Raw genomic sequence first — 13,766 nt, 5'->3', positions numbered from 1 at the left:
ATCAGGCATCGATCCCAAGCTTTTCCTTCACAAGCGCGTTGACCGCCTGTGGATTGGCCTTGCCGCCCGTGGCCTTCATCACCTGTCCCACAAACCAGCCGGCAAGCGTCGGCTTGGCCTTGGCCTGCTCGACCTTGTCGGGGTTGGCCGCGATGACCTCATCCACAGCCTTTTCGATGGCACCCGTGTCTGTCACCTGCTTCATCCCGCGTTCTTCAACGATGACACGCGGATCCCCACCCTCGGTGAAGACGATTTCAAACAAGTCCTTGGCAATCTTGCCGGAAATCGTGCCATCCTTGATCTGGTCGATGATGCCGCCAAGCTGGTCGGGAGTAACGTTTGTGTGCTCGATCCCCTGCCCGGCCTTGTTCAACGCGCCAAGCAGATCGTTGATGACCCAGTTGGCTGCGGCCTTGCCGTCTCGACCTTCGGCAACTTTCTCAAAAAAGTCTGCCGTGGCCTTCTCCGCGATCAACACGGATGCGTCATATTCCGAGAGGCCGAATGTCTTGATGAACCGTGCCTTCTTCTCATCGGGAAGTTCCGTAAGATCGGCTGCAAGCGCATCCACATAGGCCTGATCGAACTCCAGCGGCACCAGATCCGGATCGGGGAAATAGCGATAGTCATGCGCTTCTTCCTTGGAGCGCATTGAGCGGGTCTCGCCCTTTACGGGATCGAAGAGACGCGTCTCCTGATCAATCGTACCGCCATCTTCAAGGACGGCGATCTGGCGGCGCGCTTCCGATTCGATGGCCTGCCCGACGAAACGCACGGAGTTCACATTCTTGATCTCGCAACGCGTACCGAAGGGACCACCCGGCCGGCGTACCGAGACGTTGACATCGGCCCGCATTGACCCTTCATCCATATTGCCATCGCAAGTGCCCAGATAGCGCAGGATGGTGCGTAGCTTGGTCAGGAAAGCCTTGGCCTCGTCTGCCGAACGAATGTCAGGCTTGGAGACAATCTCCATCAGCGCAACGCCGGATCGGTTGAGGTCCACGTAGGACATGGTCGGATGCTGGTCATGCATCGACTTGCCTGCGTCCTGTTCCAGATGCAGACGTTCAATACCGACTTCGATCTCCTCGAACGAGCCATCCTTGGCTGGGCCGACCGAGACAGTCACCTTGCCCTCGCCGACGATCGGCTGCTGGAACTGGGAAATCTGGTAGCCCTGGGGCAGGTCCGGATAGAAGTAGTTTTTGCGGTCGAAAACGGAGCGCAGGTTGATCTGCGCCTTAAGGCCCAGCCCCGTGCGGATTGCCTGCTTTACGCACACTTCATTGATCACCGGAAGCATGCCAGGCATGGCCGCATCCACGAGAGAAACATTGGCATTGGGCTCAGCGCCGAAAGACGTCGAGGCGCCCGAGAAGAGCTTTGCTTCAGAGGTAACCTGCGCATGGATTTCCATGCCGACGATAATTTCCCAGTCGCCAGTGGCTCCGGAGATAAAACGCTTGGGATCGGGCGTGCGCGTATCGATGATTGTCATGGTTCACGGTGCCGTGCAGTCGGATGGTTCGAAGATGGATGCGCATTCGCTAGACCAAACACTCCCATGTGGCAAGCCGAGCGCTTTATTCCTGCCACAGTTTGCATTATGAAAACCCCGAACCAACGGAGTTTTTATGTCCATCAGCCTTGAGGCCCGGTGAGGCCCCGAACCTGAACCAACACAGGATCGGGGCGAGAAAACCTTGAAACCCCGCACCATCGCTAGATGGCGCGGCGATGTTTTGTGGCCATTCGGCCACTGGTTTTTTCCCATGGGAATTCAAGAGATGGACATTTCCCGCGCAGAACAGCGCATCCTGCACATATTGGCGCAGGGTGGCCGCATAGACATCGAGAAAGATGACCGCGGTCAAATCGTCGAACTGAACTGTGTTACCCGCGATGGCTGGTATTTCCCCGGCCTCGACGTGGTCATCTTCAGAAAAATCAAACGCAAACGCGCAATCCAGTCGCGCAATGGTGGTCCGTACCGCATCACAAGACGCGGACTGGAGCTGGTTCGCTCACAGGGAGACAATCGCTAGACTGAAGGAGGCTGCCGAAAGGCAGCCTCTCATTTTCAGGCCGTGGCTATATAGCTGCGGATGTCTTCCGCCTCGCGCTCCACATCCTCGATCCGTTTTTTGACGACGTCTCCAATGGAAATGATGCCGGCGATCTTCCCGTTTTCCTCCACTGGGAGATGGCGAAAGCGACCCGTTGTCATGATCTGCATGACCTCGTTGATGGTGTTCTGTTCATGGCAGCGCTGCACTTTCGACGTCATCACTCTGGAGATCGACTGATCGAGAGCAACGGCACCGTCCCTGCCAATGACGCGCACAATGTCGCGTTCCGACAATATGCCGGCGATCCGACCATCGGCCTCGGTCACCACAACCGCACCGATACCCCGTTGTGACAGAAGCTGCGCTGCGTCCGCGAGTTTCATGTCCGGGGCGATGGTGACGACATTGCGCCCTTTCGCATCCAGAATGGCCTTCACCGTCATGGCAATCTCCTTCTCCTCGCAACAAGCCAATGTTGCGCCGAGCAAGGCGGCTTGGCAAGTGTCGCATTGCCATCAGGTGCTCAACGGGTCACACGATCTAGTGACGGGCGGCGTGGCCGGGTTCAAATGCCCGGATGCCGAAAAATCCCAGAAGAAAGCCGCCGACATGTGCTTCCCAAGCAATTTGAGGTCCGTTGGCAACGGTGTCGCTAAACACGCCCGTTACCAGGTTGGCAATCATCCAAACGCCGAGAAAGACCAGTACCATCCGCGACCTCAAAACCACTGATACAGGCAGGACCGGGCCGGTGAATGCCGGCTTTGATGCCCGGCGGTCGACCCGGAAGGCAAACCGAGCTGCTGCGCCCATCATCGCCGAGATCGAACCGGAAGCACCGACGAGCGGGACCATCGAAGAAGGATAAAGGACGAAGTGGAGCGCCACCGCTGCCAAAGCACCAGCAACCCAGAAAGACAGAAACCGGATCGTGCCAATTCGGTTGGCAAGCGGTGAGCCGAACGCGGCAAGCCAGACCATGTTCACAAGCAAATGGCCCCAGCTCCCATGCAGGAACGAATAGGTAACCGGACTGGTAAAGGCATAGACATCCAGCGCCACCGGTCCCGTGTAACGAAAGGGAAGGAAAGCGAAACGAACCATCAGCCAGATCTGCTGATCGAAGTTGAGCCAAAGTGCTTCCACCGCGTAGATTGCGATGCACAAAAGGCCAAGGCCTGTGACTACGGGCGCCAGATTGAACACGGGTTCGCGTCCGCCATCGCTGTGGTTCGGCATGGTGCCGTGTGCTGCAGCCCGGTTTGCGCGATCTTCTTCTTCTCTATCCATGATTTTGCCTAGCAGACCTGTCAGACGGAAAAAAGCCGTTCAGGTTTACACCCTGAACGGCTTTGTCGAGCCCCCCTGCCGGTTCGTATTCTGTTTAGAACTTCGGCCCAGCCCGTATTTCCCTGCCAATGATTCGGCCCTGCTGTCGGCAGAACACTGTCAGCCGCCGCGAAAGCGCACAATTGAAACTCTTTTTTAACCTTAACAAAACGGTGGGGTGAACAACCCCGGCCACTTTGGCACGCAACCTGCACCCATCCACATGTCGCTATTGAAAATGCCCGCACCTGTCCGCCTATGAGACAGGCCCGGGCCGAAAGTAAGGAGCCAAGAGGCATGAGACATGATGGTTCGGTGACATTGTTCCAATATTGGAACAGGTTGCGTGGCAATCGTCCGGCCCCCAGGCGTACGGAAGTGGAACCTGCAGAGATCAAATCCCTGCTGGCTGACACGTTTATTCTTGAGAAGGATGCGCGGGGTGAAGCTATCTTCCGCCTCGCCGGCACCCGTTTGTGTGCCACTTTTGGAAAAGAACTAAAGGGGCTTTCCTTCGCTTCCTTGTGGACCGGCCGTGACCAGACGGTGGTGGGAAAACTCGCCCGCAGTGTCTTTGACATGAAATCCGTTGTCATTCTTACCTTCGAGGGAAAGAACGGGGCGGGCGACAAGGCATCTTTCGAGCTTTTGTTGCTGCCACTGGAAGGTGGAATGGAAAGTCCCCGCGCCATGGGGTCCCTCCTGGCTTGTGAAAAACCCTTCTGGCTGGGTGCAGAAATCCTCGTCGACTGCGAAGTAACGTCGCTGCGCCTCATCGATGCCGATCGGGAGCCGGTTCTTTTGAAAAATCGACCCGCGGTCGAGGTGCCCCCGCTGGTACCTGAAAAGCGCTCTATCACTGACAGCCTGATTGAACCCGGACAGGGCCGGCGCTTCCGTCATTTGGTGGTTTTTGACGGAGGCCGCAACGCATAGTTGCCTCTTACCGCTTGTTAACCGCTTGGGCGTAACATCGCGCTGCCAATTTAGGGCAGCAAGAACCGCCAGAGCGAAGAGCGCATACCACCATGTCAGCGGCGATAAACCGGTCCAATCTGGACGATGAGCGACGCAGTTTTCAACGCGTGAAAGTGTCGATCTATGGCCGCTTTATGCTGGAGGACCGTAGCGAGCACGCCTGCCGGGTGACCGACATGTCGCCGGGTGATGTCTGCCTTATCGCCCAACGGTCCGGACGCCAGGGCGAGCGCGTTATTGCCTATCTCGATCATGTCGGTCGCATCGAAGGTGAAATTATCCGTGTCAATCGTGACGGTTTCGCCATGACGGTGGTCGCGTCGGAACGCAAGCGCGACAAGCTTGCCGCCCAGCTCACCTGGTTGGCCAACAAACACGAACTGGATCTGCCTGAAGATCGCCGCCACGAGCGCATCGCACCACGCAATCCGATCAGCGTCCTGCGTCTGCCGGACGGTCGTGAATACCGCTGCCGCATTATCGATCTTTCGCTCTCCGGCGCTGCAATTGAGAGCGAAGTCAGGCCCGAACGTGGAACGCAGGTTCATATCGGCACAATGCGTGGTCAGGTGGTCCGCCACTTCGACGACGGCGTCGCCATCGAATTCGCCAGCATACAGGACCGACAGGCCCTTGAAGCCGAATTCTCATTGCCGGCGGATGCCTGAGTTTGATGCCGCGCCGAGCCGTGCAGTCAAGTCATCGAATATTCCGGCCATGACATCTCCGGCCTCTCGGGCACACGGTTTATTGTAAGCCGCCCGCACAAATGAGGGAAAGCCGTTAAGGCTCTCTACAGCCGCAAAGGCATGCATTCGGCCACAAAATCGCTGCTGAACGCCCCTCCCCGGTACCCTTAAGGGACACACCGGTGCAGCCATGGCCGCATCTGCCCCGTATCCCAAGACAGCCCCCCCATCTCTCGCGCAGTTACCGCGCCCCTTCGCCGCCGTAGCTTTAATGAAGAAGACCGCGTTAGCGCGGGCACTCCAGTTAGCGTTCGAAATGCCCTTTGAATTCCGTAAAATTTTATATGAATTTGAATCAAATAAAAATCAAAATACATTCAAGTTTTATTCTTATTAAACCCAAATACAACTCGAATTTAGCGCGATTTATACTATGCAATTTTGCCTGGAATAAATTCCCCTCTGTCATTGTCACCTCAAACGGGGAGACAAGAAAATGGGGACTTCAAAAAGCGCACGGCTTATCGCCGCAGCCGCGGTGGTGATCGGAACGCTCAGCACGAGCGCGTTCGCCACACCCAACTTCATGAAGGTTGGCGGGCTCACCAGTCAGCCGATCGGACACTATGAACTTTGCCAGCGCGAAGCTGACGAATGCCGCCAGACGACAGCGCGCCCGCGGCCGGTGCAGCTCACACGGAAGCTCTGGCAGACGATGATCGATGTCAACAATGCGGTGAACTCGACGGTTCTGCCGCGCACCGACATGGAGATGTGGGGCATAGAAGAATACTGGTCCTACCCGCAAGCCTATGGGGACTGCGAGGACTATGTTCTGGAAAAGCGCCGGCGCCTCATTCGTGCTGGTGTCCCTGCCGGCAATCTTCTGATTACGGTTGTGCGTCAGCCCAATGGTGACGGACATGCGGTGCTGACAGTCGTCACCAGCATGGGAGACTATATTCTGGACAATCTGGAAGCGCGTGTTTCAGTTTGGACCGATACGGACTACACCTATCTGAAACGCCAGTCGGCGTCTCATTCCGGCAAGTGGGTCTCCATCAATGATGGACGTTCCATGGCTGTCGGCAGCGTTGCCTCGAGCCGCTGACACACTCCATACTCATGGGCGCGATGGACGGGATGCGCCCATGACAGACTGACATCCAACGGGCCTTCCTGCGTTTCTGACTTCCGCGCAGGTGGGTCCGTTTTGGGACACCCGGTCGAGTCCCCACCTCCCCGTCCCCAACGACCGGGTTCAGGAGCCGGCCCACCCCATGGGTCGGCTCCGCTTTTTTGTCGGCGCCTCAGACTGGCTTCATCCCTTCCAGAAAACGGCGACCATTTTCCACATAATGAGCCGATGACCATTGAAGGCCTCGCACAGCCTCGTCATCGAGCTCCCTCACCACTTTCGCCGGCGAACCCACGACTAGCGAATTGTCTGGAATCTTCTTGTTCTCAGTCACGAGTGCTCCCGCGCCCACCAGGCAGTTTCTACCGATTTCAGCTCCATTGAGAACAATGGCCCCCATGCCGACCAGGCTGTTTTCGCCAATTCTGCAGCCATGCAGTATCGCCCGGTGACCAATCGTACAGCCAGGTCCAATGGTGAGCGGGAAGCCAATATCCGTGTGCAGAACCGAATGTTCCTGAATGTTGGTGTTCTCCCCGATCTCGATGGGCTCGTTGTCGCCACGCAGCACCGCACCGAACCAGATGCCAGCGTTGCGGCCAAGGCGCACCCGGCCGATGACCGACGCATCCGGCGCAATCCAGTTGGTTTCCCTATCCTCGAAAATCGGGCTTTCACCCGCCAGCGCGTAAATCGGCATAATTCACTCCAGTTCGATGAGTTCGCACTTTGCAACATCCCACCGCAAAGCAGAATACCGTCATCGGATAAATCCCCGACTGCAACCCAGAGGGTATCCCTGAACCTGCTTTTACACTCCCTTTACCATGTCCATCCAAGGCTCCATTAATATTCAGAGGCTTGATGCTGATTCTTTCCGGTGCGGAAGACATGTGTGAGGGCACGATACTGGCGACCGGCGAAAACACAGGAGATCCCCGAGCAGTGATGGATTCACGCAGGAACCGTTTTGCGTTCCGCGTTTTCCAGTTCTGCCTGCTTCTCCTGGTCCTGTCTCTCGGCATCCTCGGCTTCGGACACTGGTATGGAGCTTCTCTTTCCGATGCTGGGCACACCGCTTCGGAACGCCTCCGCGAAATCGTGATCCGGAACAACGTACTAACAGTCCCCGAAAACGCGATACGCTTCAAAAGCGCGCGGATGGACGGTGTGACGCTACGGCTTGACCTATATCTGTCCTGGCCCGAACTCGAAGGATATACATCCGACCGGCGGGACGACTTCAATCATGTCGATGGCTCCCGCAATATCATATTCCTCACATTCGAAGAGCAGGTCATGTCTCGAGACATGAGCAGTCGACTGGAACCTGTCTACCGCCAGATAATCGAAGCCCGCTCAATTGCCGGGCCCGGCAATGTCCGCTTCCATCGTTTCAAGAAGGAATCGGGTTACACGGGGGAGGTTCTTGCAATAGCGGAGGCCAACGATGCAGCACAGCCTTTCGTGGCCCGCTGCTTGACGGGAGCTGCCGCAAAAGAGGCTCTTGCACCCTGCGAACGCGATATCAATCTCGGGAACCGTCTAAGCCTGACCTATCGCTTCCCGGCTTCGCTTCTCGGTGAATGGCAGGTTCTCGACCGGACCATAAGGCGGAAAGCGTCGCGCCTCCTCAACACACCTGATTGATACCGAAACTTCCTCTGGAGCCTGCAGCAAAAAGGCCCACACGCCAGAGCGTGCAGGCCGTTTGAGGATTTATGCTCGCTGGCAGATATCACAGATCGATATCAAGAATGGCCATTGAGAAATTGTAGGAAAGCTCTCCCTCGTCCTCATCCTTGAAGATGATTCCGAGAAACTCGTCTCCAAGATAGAGTTCGCAGGAATCGTCCTTGCGCGGACGCGCCTTCACGCTCAACGCAGGATTGTTGAAGGTGCGTTTGAAATACGCTTCCAGCTTTCTGATTTCCTCGGGATTCAAGAAACATCTCCAGTGCATTGCGCAACGCAGATACGAACATCGAGTGAGACGCTCCGATGCGCAGCTTCAAATTTCGTGCAGTGCCGCCATCAAACCCACTGGTAGTCCACTGGGCGGGCCGGCGGCAATGCTGCGGTCGGGCGCTTCTGACATGAGCCCGGCGCCACTGTAAACCCTGAAACCGGAATTTCAGCCGGAAAGCCCCTGCGGGTCAACAGCCATCGTCCCCGTGCCAGCAAAGCCAACGCCCGCCATCCGAGATACACGCACTGATATGACAGTCCGTCCAGAGGCAGTGAACTTCCTGTCAGTCACCGCCGTGGACTATCTGATCCATGGAGCGGGAGGGTTCGCTGCAGCCGGATTCGCCGACCACTTTGGCGGGAACGCCCGCGACCGTCTTTGCGGAAGGCACATCGTTCAAAACCACGGACCCTGCGGCAACGCGTGCACAATGGCCAACTTCGATATTTCCAAGGATCTTCGCCCCGGCGCCAATCAGAACGCCACGGCGAATTTTCGGATGCCTGTCGCCAGTTTCCTTGCCGGTGCCACCGAGCGTTACCGCATGCAACAGAGAAACGTCGTCCTCAACCACGGCCGTCTCACCGATCACGATCCCTGTCGCATGGTCAATGAAAATTCCTTTCCCCATGCGAGCAGCCGGATTGATGTCGGTCTGAAACACGGCCGAGGAACGGCTCTGCAGGTATAGGGCGAAATCCCGGCGTCCTTCATTCCACAGCCAATGAGCCAGGCGGTGAGTCTGGATCGCATGAAACCCCTTGAAATATAACACCGGCATCAAGAACCGATCGCAGGCCGGATCCCGGTCGTAATACGCCTGAATATCGACACGCACACTCGTGCGCCACTCAGGCCTTGCATCCAACATGGCGTGGAATGTCTGGCGGATCAGGTCCGCGCCCATATCCGGGTGGTCAAGCCGCTCGGCCACCCTGTGTATGACCGCGTTCTCGAGATCATCGTGATTTAAGATCGTCGCGTAGAGAAACGCTGCAAGAAGCGGATCATTGGCAACCGCAGCTTCAGCCTCCTCGCGCACTGCATACCAGATCGGGTCCACAGGCTGCGGTGTGCTTTTCCCGGAACTGCGTTGGCGAATAGCATTGTGTGCATTCATTGGATTTCTCCACCCGGAGCACCACACGTCTCTACCGTCGTGCCTAGGTCGCTCCATCTCAAAATTTTTCTGCATCCGAGCGGTCGTCGCTTGGCGTCACCCGCCAGCAAAGCTCACAAAAAGGCACAAGCTTGCCTTGCACGCAAACATACGTCAGAAGCCGGGGTAGTTGAACCGCAAAAATCCGTGAGCATAGATACAGGAAAATTGATGCATGACCGTGCCAGCGCATCCCAGTGAGCCAGCCCTGCGTGTTTCCTGCACCGAGGGGGTCGCCACGATCCTTCTCTCCCGCCCTGGAAAGATGAATGCCGTCTCACAGGCGATGTGGCACGATCTGGTCAAGGCGATTGAAGAGCTTGAGACCGATGAAACGGTACGCGTCATCATTTTGCGGGGTGCAGGCGATAATTTCTGCGCAGGGGCCGACATCGCGGAATTTGACACTGTGCGCCGGAACGCGGAAACGGCGCGGGCTTATGAGAACCTGAATGCGCGAGCATTCGCCGCCATCCGCAACACGCGCCTGCCGACCATTGCGGCGATCTCCGGTGTCTGTTTTGGTGGTGGCTTCGGTCTGGCCGCTGCGTGCGACCTGCGCATTTCAACACCCGATGCGCTCTTTGCAATTCCCGCAGCACGCCTCGGCCTCGCCTATCCGGTTGAGGCGATGGGAGACATTGTGGCAACCACTGGCGCACAGATGGCGCGCTACCTCACATTCACCGGCGCACGGATCGACGCCGCGCGGGCAAGGGAATGCGGGTTTCTTCTCGAGATCGTTCCCACGGACGTTCTCGTCAGCAGAGCTGATGAGATAGCGGCAATGCTCGCGGTCAACGCTCCATTGTCCATTCACGCCTCCAAGGCTTCCATCGCCGCGGCCCTGACCTCCCGCGCAGAGGACTTCTCGCGTGCCCAGGGACTGGGTGATATCACCTTTGAAAGTGCGGATTACGCGGAGGGGCGCTCGGCATTTCGCGAACGCCGCCCAGCACGTTTTAAGGGTCGTTGAGCGATCAGGCGACCTGGTCGCGGCCCAGAAACTTCAGAATCTCGGCTGCAAACACATCATTTCGATCACCCGCAACCATATGGCCGGCGCCGCCGACATCCACATAGGATGCAGCGGGAGCAAGCGTCACAAACTCCCGGACATGAGCCTCCTGCACCAGCTCAGAGCGCATTCCGCGGACAAGAAGAACAGGAAGCTGCAGTTGCGGCAGACCCGCAATGAGTTCCTGCATCAGCGCTTCGGCACCTGAATTGATATTCGCCGCACCCTTGATAAAGGCTGGATCCCAGTGCCAGCGATAGCGGCCGTCTTCATCCTGACGCAGGTTCTTGCGCAAACCTTCCAGCGAGCGGCGGGGAGCGCGATGCGGAAGATAGGCTGCTATGGCGTCAGCCGCTTCTTCGAGGGATGCAAACCCCTCTTCCATCCGCTCTCCCATAAAACCCTGAATTTTGTTCACGCCAGCCGGATCGAGACGCGGTGTGATATCGACCAGAACCAGCGCGTCCAGCAAGGGACCATCGCGCATTTCAGCCGTCAGGGAGGCCAGCCCTCCAAGCGATGCTCCGACGGCTGCCGGCTGCGTGTGAAACTGCTCCTGGACCTGTCGAAAGATCGCAGCTGCATCCGCGCCATAATGGTGAAAGCCGTAATTCCCGCTATCCACCCAGGCGCTTTCACCGTGACCGCGCTGATCGACCGCTATCGCGCGCATGCCACGGCCGGCCACATCCCGCGCCGTGGCATCCCATGCACGGCGGGTCTGGCCGCCACCGTGCAAAAAAACCACAGGCTGGCCGCCACCATCCCAGATGTCGCCGGTCAAACGATTGTTTTCTGCACCGATAAATGAAATCGCTCTACGTTCGATCAAGAGGGTGCTCCTCCAGAAATGCCAGCGCACGCGCCTTGAATGTGCGGTCCCCCACTGCCAGCATATGGTCCCGTCTCTCAATGGCAAACGCGATGCCATTGGGCAACAGATCCGCCAGACCTTGGGGCGAACCGGCGATGTCATCGCGGGTACCCACGGCAATGAGCGTTGGTGCTGTGATCCTGCCCGCATCCTGGGGGGGCAAAAGTTCACGCGAGGTTGCGATGCAGGCGGCAAGCGCCTCACGATCGCTTTTCGTCTGGTCGGCAAACCTGCGAAACATCTGACCGCGCTCGGATTGGATGCTGGCTGGATCGCGAGCCAATAGCGCTTCGGCAATCTCGTCCCACTCTCCGACGCCCTCAGTCATCCCCAGTCCCAGTCCCCCCAGGATCAAAGTGGCAACCTTTTCCGGGTGCCCCAGAGCGAGGAACGCGGAAATGCGGGCTCCCATTGAATAGCCCATCACATGGGCCTTCGACACATTGAGATGTTCAAGTAGCGCCGCAGCGTCACCAGCCATTTTTGCAGGGGTATAATCGTCCCGGTCATGGCTCTTGGTCGAGCGCCCGTGGCCGCGGTTGTCGAGTGCGATCACGCGGAAGCCGGCATCACGCAGGGTTTTCACCCAGCCGGGTGCCACCCAGTTCACATAATGCGTGGAAGCAAAACCATGTATCAGAAGAATTGGGTCGCCCTGTCCTTCATCTATGAAGAAGAGGTCGAACCCGTCATGTGTGAAAGACTGCATATCCAGGAAAACGCCATTGATGCCTATTGTGCGCCGGCAGTCTCAATCCGCGGATGGCGCAGACGATCACCGACCTCGATACCCACCTTCTGCGCGGTTCCGGCCAGCAGTTCAAGGACGAATTGGGATTCCACGTCGGGCGATATGGACGCCGTGGAGAACGGAATCCCGGGCGCGATTGCCCGGACCTCTCCATCCGCACCTACGAAAAGCAGGTCAAGCGCCAGCGGTGTGTTCTGCATCCAAAACCCTTGTCTGCTTTCCGTCGGGAATACAAAAAGCATGCCACGGTCGGAAGGCATGGACTGCCGGAACATCAACCCGCGCTGGCGCTCCAGCGGCTCATCAGCAATCTCGATACTGAAAGTAACCTCGCCAGCCGATGTCAAAACCACCAATGGGTCTGGATCGACTGGCAATCGCATTGCAGAGTTCTGGGCAACACCACTATTGAGTGCGACTATCAGAAAAAGCAGCGTGAGACCGGACGAACGAACGTAAAGTGGCAGGCGTGAAAGGAAACTCGGCATTCTCGGAACTCTCCAGAGCGCGCCTTGCAAGCGCTAGTGCGTGGGTGGAGGCGTACCGTTGTCCGGATAAATCTCGGCGACCATAAGGCCTTTTTCGCCACGGCCGAAGCGAACAATAACCACTTGCCCGGGCCTTAGTTCTGTCAGTCCGTAACGGCGCAGGGTCTCCATGTGGACAAAGATGTCCTCAGTGCCCTCGCCCCGCGTCAGGAAACCAAACCCCTTCGTGCGGTTGAACCATTTGACAAGCGCCCGCTCCAACCCGCTTTCCGCAACCACCGAAACATGGGTCCGCGGAGCCTGATCCTCGCTGGGATGCGTCGCCGTCGAAAGGTCAATGGAAACGACCTTGAAAGCCTGGAGCCCCTTGTCGCCCTGGCGGGCAAGACATTCTATCCTCGCCCCCTCCAGCGCAGCCTGGAACCCATCCTTGCGCAGGCAAGTTACGTGAAGTAGCACATCACCATGCTCTTCATCGTCAGGGAGGATAAAGCCATAGCCTTTCGCCACGTCGAACCATTTAATGGCCCCGGAGATCTCTACGAGTTCCCCGGCTTCCGCGGCGTCATCCGCCTTGGGCGCCTTATCGCCAGCCTCGTACCTCTTGGTTGTCGAGGACTTGTCGTCCATCCCATCAAGCCTTTTCTCAAGTCCGCCCGACTCACTGTGTGTTTCAAAGATAGCATTGGCGCTTTGTGGCATAGCAAGACCCAGTTTCTGATTTTCAACAGCAGGTGAAATCAGCTGGATTTGAGAGATTTCGGCGAAACGGCACAACCGGTTAACGTGCAACATTGCCGAATAGAACGGGTAGACCCTCCGTACCGTATACGTAAACCAGCAAGCGAGAGACAAGATGCGTTATCTGCACACCATGGTCCGTGTAAAAGACATTGATGAATCGCTCGATTTCTATTGTAACAAACTCGGATTGACTGAAGTTCGCCGCTCGGAGAATGAAAAAGGGCGCTATACCCTCGTTTTCCTCGCCGCGCCTGCGGATCAATCGCGCGCCAGGGAGGACCAGGCGCCGCTTGTCGAGCTCACCTACAACTGGGATCCGGAGAATTATGAGGGCGGCCGAAATTTCGGGCACCTGGCCTATGAAGTAGATGACATTTACGCTTTGTGCGACCGGTTGATGAAGGCAGGCGTCACCATAAACCGCCCCCCTCGCGACGGTCGCATGGCATTTGTTCGTTCGCCCGACGGGATCTCCATTGAACTTCTTCAGAAGGGTGGCGCGAAGGAACCGGCCGAACCCTGGGCCTCCATGGAAAACACCGGCAGCTGGTAAA

At 57.4% G+C, this 13,766-nt stretch carries 17 protein-coding genes; 7 read left to right on the top strand and 10 right to left on the bottom strand.

The window, feature by feature from the left end; all coding sequences use genetic code 11:
- Position 1 precedes the first annotated feature (1 nt).
- Positions 2 to 1,504, bottom strand: coding sequence for an Asp-tRNA(Asn)/Glu-tRNA(Gln) amidotransferase subunit GatB (gene gatB, locus P2W41_RS09500; RefSeq protein WP_404933018.1), 1,503 nt, complete (start codon positions 1,502 to 1,504; stop codon positions 2 to 4).
- Positions 1,505 to 1,793: 289 nt separating this feature from the next.
- Here gatB and P2W41_RS09495 point away from each other — a divergent pair, with 289 nt between their 5' ends.
- On the top strand, positions 1,794 to 2,051 hold the full coding sequence (locus P2W41_RS09495) for a YjhX family toxin (RefSeq protein WP_292900174.1): 258 nt from the start codon (positions 1,794 to 1,796) through the stop codon (positions 2,049 to 2,051).
- A gap of 35 nt (positions 2,052 to 2,086) precedes the next feature.
- On the opposite strand, the gene P2W41_RS09490 is transcribed toward P2W41_RS09495, so the two are convergent.
- Both P2W41_RS09490 and P2W41_RS09485 read right to left on the bottom strand, forming a co-directional pair.
- Positions 2,087 to 2,518, bottom strand: a complete 432-nt coding sequence (locus P2W41_RS09490) for a CBS domain-containing protein (protein ID WP_292895846.1) — start codon at positions 2,516 to 2,518, stop codon at positions 2,087 to 2,089.
- 97 nt (positions 2,519 to 2,615) lie between these two features.
- Positions 2,616 to 3,365, bottom strand: coding sequence for a rhomboid family intramembrane serine protease (locus P2W41_RS09485; protein ID WP_404933017.1), 750 nt, complete (start codon positions 3,363 to 3,365; stop codon positions 2,616 to 2,618).
- Between the two features lie 336 nt (positions 3,366 to 3,701).
- Between P2W41_RS09485 and P2W41_RS09480 the strand changes: the two genes are divergently transcribed.
- The 3 genes from P2W41_RS09480 (at position 3,702) to P2W41_RS09470 (ending at position 6,182) form a co-directional block, all read left to right on the top strand.
- Entirely contained in the window at positions 3,702 to 4,340 is a 639-nt protein-coding gene (locus tag P2W41_RS09480; protein WP_292895850.1) for a PAS domain-containing protein, read from the top strand.
- Positions 4,341 to 4,432: 92 nt separating this feature from the next.
- Positions 4,433 to 5,050 carry a PilZ domain-containing protein gene (locus P2W41_RS09475; RefSeq protein ID WP_292895852.1) on the top strand — a complete coding sequence of 206 codons (618 nt, stop codon included), beginning with the start codon at positions 4,433 to 4,435 and terminating at the stop codon, positions 5,048 to 5,050.
- Positions 5,051 to 5,567: 517 nt separating this feature from the next.
- Entirely contained in the window at positions 5,568 to 6,182 is a 615-nt protein-coding gene (locus P2W41_RS09470) for a transglutaminase-like cysteine peptidase (RefSeq protein WP_292895854.1), read from the top strand.
- A 199-nt stretch (positions 6,183 to 6,381) separates the two neighbouring features.
- On the opposite strand, the gene P2W41_RS09465 is transcribed toward P2W41_RS09470, so the two are convergent.
- Positions 6,382 to 6,909: a gamma carbonic anhydrase family protein gene (locus P2W41_RS09465; protein ID WP_404933016.1), complete on the bottom strand. Its 528-nt coding sequence runs from the start codon at positions 6,907 to 6,909 to the stop codon at positions 6,382 to 6,384.
- A gap of 164 nt (positions 6,910 to 7,073) precedes the next feature.
- Here P2W41_RS09465 and P2W41_RS09460 point away from each other — a divergent pair, with 164 nt between their 5' ends.
- Positions 7,074 to 7,859 (top strand): hypothetical protein, encoded by a 786-nt coding sequence (locus tag P2W41_RS09460; protein WP_404933015.1) that lies wholly within the window; start codon positions 7,074 to 7,076, stop codon positions 7,857 to 7,859.
- Between the two features lie 88 nt (positions 7,860 to 7,947).
- On the opposite strand, the gene P2W41_RS09455 is transcribed toward P2W41_RS09460, so the two are convergent.
- Positions 7,948 to 8,154, bottom strand: coding sequence for a DUF3126 family protein (locus P2W41_RS09455; RefSeq protein ID WP_007008028.1), 207 nt, complete (start codon positions 8,152 to 8,154; stop codon positions 7,948 to 7,950).
- A gap of 307 nt (positions 8,155 to 8,461) precedes the next feature.
- Entirely contained in the window at positions 8,462 to 9,298 is an 837-nt protein-coding gene (gene cysE / locus P2W41_RS09450) for a serine O-acetyltransferase (RefSeq protein WP_404933014.1), read from the bottom strand.
- Positions 9,299 to 9,512: 214 nt separating this feature from the next.
- Between cysE and P2W41_RS09445 the strand changes: the two genes are divergently transcribed.
- Entirely contained in the window at positions 9,513 to 10,313 is an 801-nt protein-coding gene (locus P2W41_RS09445; protein WP_404933013.1) for an enoyl-CoA hydratase/isomerase family protein, read from the top strand.
- 4 nt (positions 10,314 to 10,317) lie between these two features.
- Here the strand turns inward: P2W41_RS09445 and P2W41_RS09440 are convergent, their stop codons facing one another.
- From P2W41_RS09440 to P2W41_RS09425, 4 genes are all read right to left on the bottom strand, one after another.
- Positions 10,318 to 11,187, bottom strand: coding sequence for an alpha/beta fold hydrolase (locus P2W41_RS09440; RefSeq protein WP_404933012.1), 870 nt, complete (start codon positions 11,185 to 11,187; stop codon positions 10,318 to 10,320).
- Complete coding sequence (locus tag P2W41_RS09435; protein WP_404933011.1) at positions 11,174 to 11,938, bottom strand: alpha/beta fold hydrolase; 765 nt, start codon at positions 11,936 to 11,938, stop codon at positions 11,174 to 11,176. The genes P2W41_RS09440 and P2W41_RS09435 overlap by 14 nt, the downstream gene beginning before the upstream one ends.
- Before the next feature lie 23 nt (positions 11,939 to 11,961).
- Entirely contained in the window at positions 11,962 to 12,255 is a 294-nt protein-coding gene (locus P2W41_RS09430) for a DUF192 domain-containing protein (RefSeq protein WP_404934956.1), read from the bottom strand.
- A 246-nt stretch (positions 12,256 to 12,501) separates the two neighbouring features.
- Positions 12,502 to 13,098 carry a cold-shock protein gene (locus P2W41_RS09425; protein WP_292895870.1) on the bottom strand — a complete coding sequence of 199 codons (597 nt, stop codon included), beginning with the start codon at positions 13,096 to 13,098 and terminating at the stop codon, positions 12,502 to 12,504.
- 226 nt (positions 13,099 to 13,324) lie between these two features.
- Here P2W41_RS09425 and gloA point away from each other — a divergent pair, with 226 nt between their 5' ends.
- Positions 13,325 to 13,765 carry a lactoylglutathione lyase gene (gloA, locus tag P2W41_RS09420; protein ID WP_292895872.1) on the top strand — a complete coding sequence of 147 codons (441 nt, stop codon included), beginning with the start codon at positions 13,325 to 13,327 and terminating at the stop codon, positions 13,763 to 13,765.
- Position 13,766 lies beyond the last annotated feature (1 nt).

The sequence above is a fragment of the Nitratireductor sp. L15S-10 genome (assembly GCF_045011005.1).
GTDB lineage: Bacteria > Pseudomonadota > Alphaproteobacteria > Rhizobiales > Rhizobiaceae > Nitratireductor.
The sequence above is the reverse complement of the archived record's forward strand: the minus strand, read 5'-3'. Positions and strand labels throughout refer to the sequence as shown.

Coding starts and splice junctions, on each gene's coding strand:
- gatB (WP_404933018.1), bottom strand. CDS start 1,504: ATGACAATCATCGATACGCGCACGCCCGATCCCAAGCGTTTTATCTCC.
- P2W41_RS09495 (WP_292900174.1), top strand. CDS start 1,794: ATGGACATTTCCCGCGCAGAACAGCGCATCCTGCACATATTGGCGCAG.
- P2W41_RS09435 (WP_404933011.1), bottom strand. CDS start 11,938: ATGCAGTCTTTCACACATGACGGGTTCGACCTCTTCTTCATAGATGAA.
- gloA (WP_292895872.1), top strand. CDS start 13,325: ATGCGTTATCTGCACACCATGGTCCGTGTAAAAGACATTGATGAATCG.
- P2W41_RS09485 (WP_404933017.1), bottom strand. CDS start 3,365: ATGGATAGAGAAGAAGAAGATCGCGCAAACCGGGCTGCAGCACACGGC.
- P2W41_RS09425 (WP_292895870.1), bottom strand. CDS start 13,098: ATGGACGACAAGTCCTCGACAACCAAGAGGTACGAGGCTGGCGATAAG.
- P2W41_RS09430 (WP_404934956.1), bottom strand. CDS start 12,255: ATGTTCCGGCAGTCCATGCCTTCCGACCGTGGCATGCTTTTTGTATTC.
- P2W41_RS09470 (WP_292895854.1), top strand. CDS start 5,568: ATGGGGACTTCAAAAAGCGCACGGCTTATCGCCGCAGCCGCGGTGGTG.
- P2W41_RS09475 (WP_292895852.1), top strand. CDS start 4,433: ATGTCAGCGGCGATAAACCGGTCCAATCTGGACGATGAGCGACGCAGT.
- P2W41_RS09460 (WP_404933015.1), top strand. CDS start 7,074: ATGCTGATTCTTTCCGGTGCGGAAGACATGTGTGAGGGCACGATACTG.
- P2W41_RS09490 (WP_292895846.1), bottom strand. CDS start 2,518: ATGACGGTGAAGGCCATTCTGGATGCGAAAGGGCGCAATGTCGTCACC.
- P2W41_RS09465 (WP_404933016.1), bottom strand. CDS start 6,909: ATGCCGATTTACGCGCTGGCGGGTGAAAGCCCGATTTTCGAGGATAGG.
- P2W41_RS09480 (WP_292895850.1), top strand. CDS start 3,702: ATGAGACATGATGGTTCGGTGACATTGTTCCAATATTGGAACAGGTTG.
- P2W41_RS09445 (WP_404933013.1), top strand. CDS start 9,513: ATGACCGTGCCAGCGCATCCCAGTGAGCCAGCCCTGCGTGTTTCCTGC.
- cysE (WP_404933014.1), bottom strand. CDS start 9,298: ATGAATGCACACAATGCTATTCGCCAACGCAGTTCCGGGAAAAGCACA.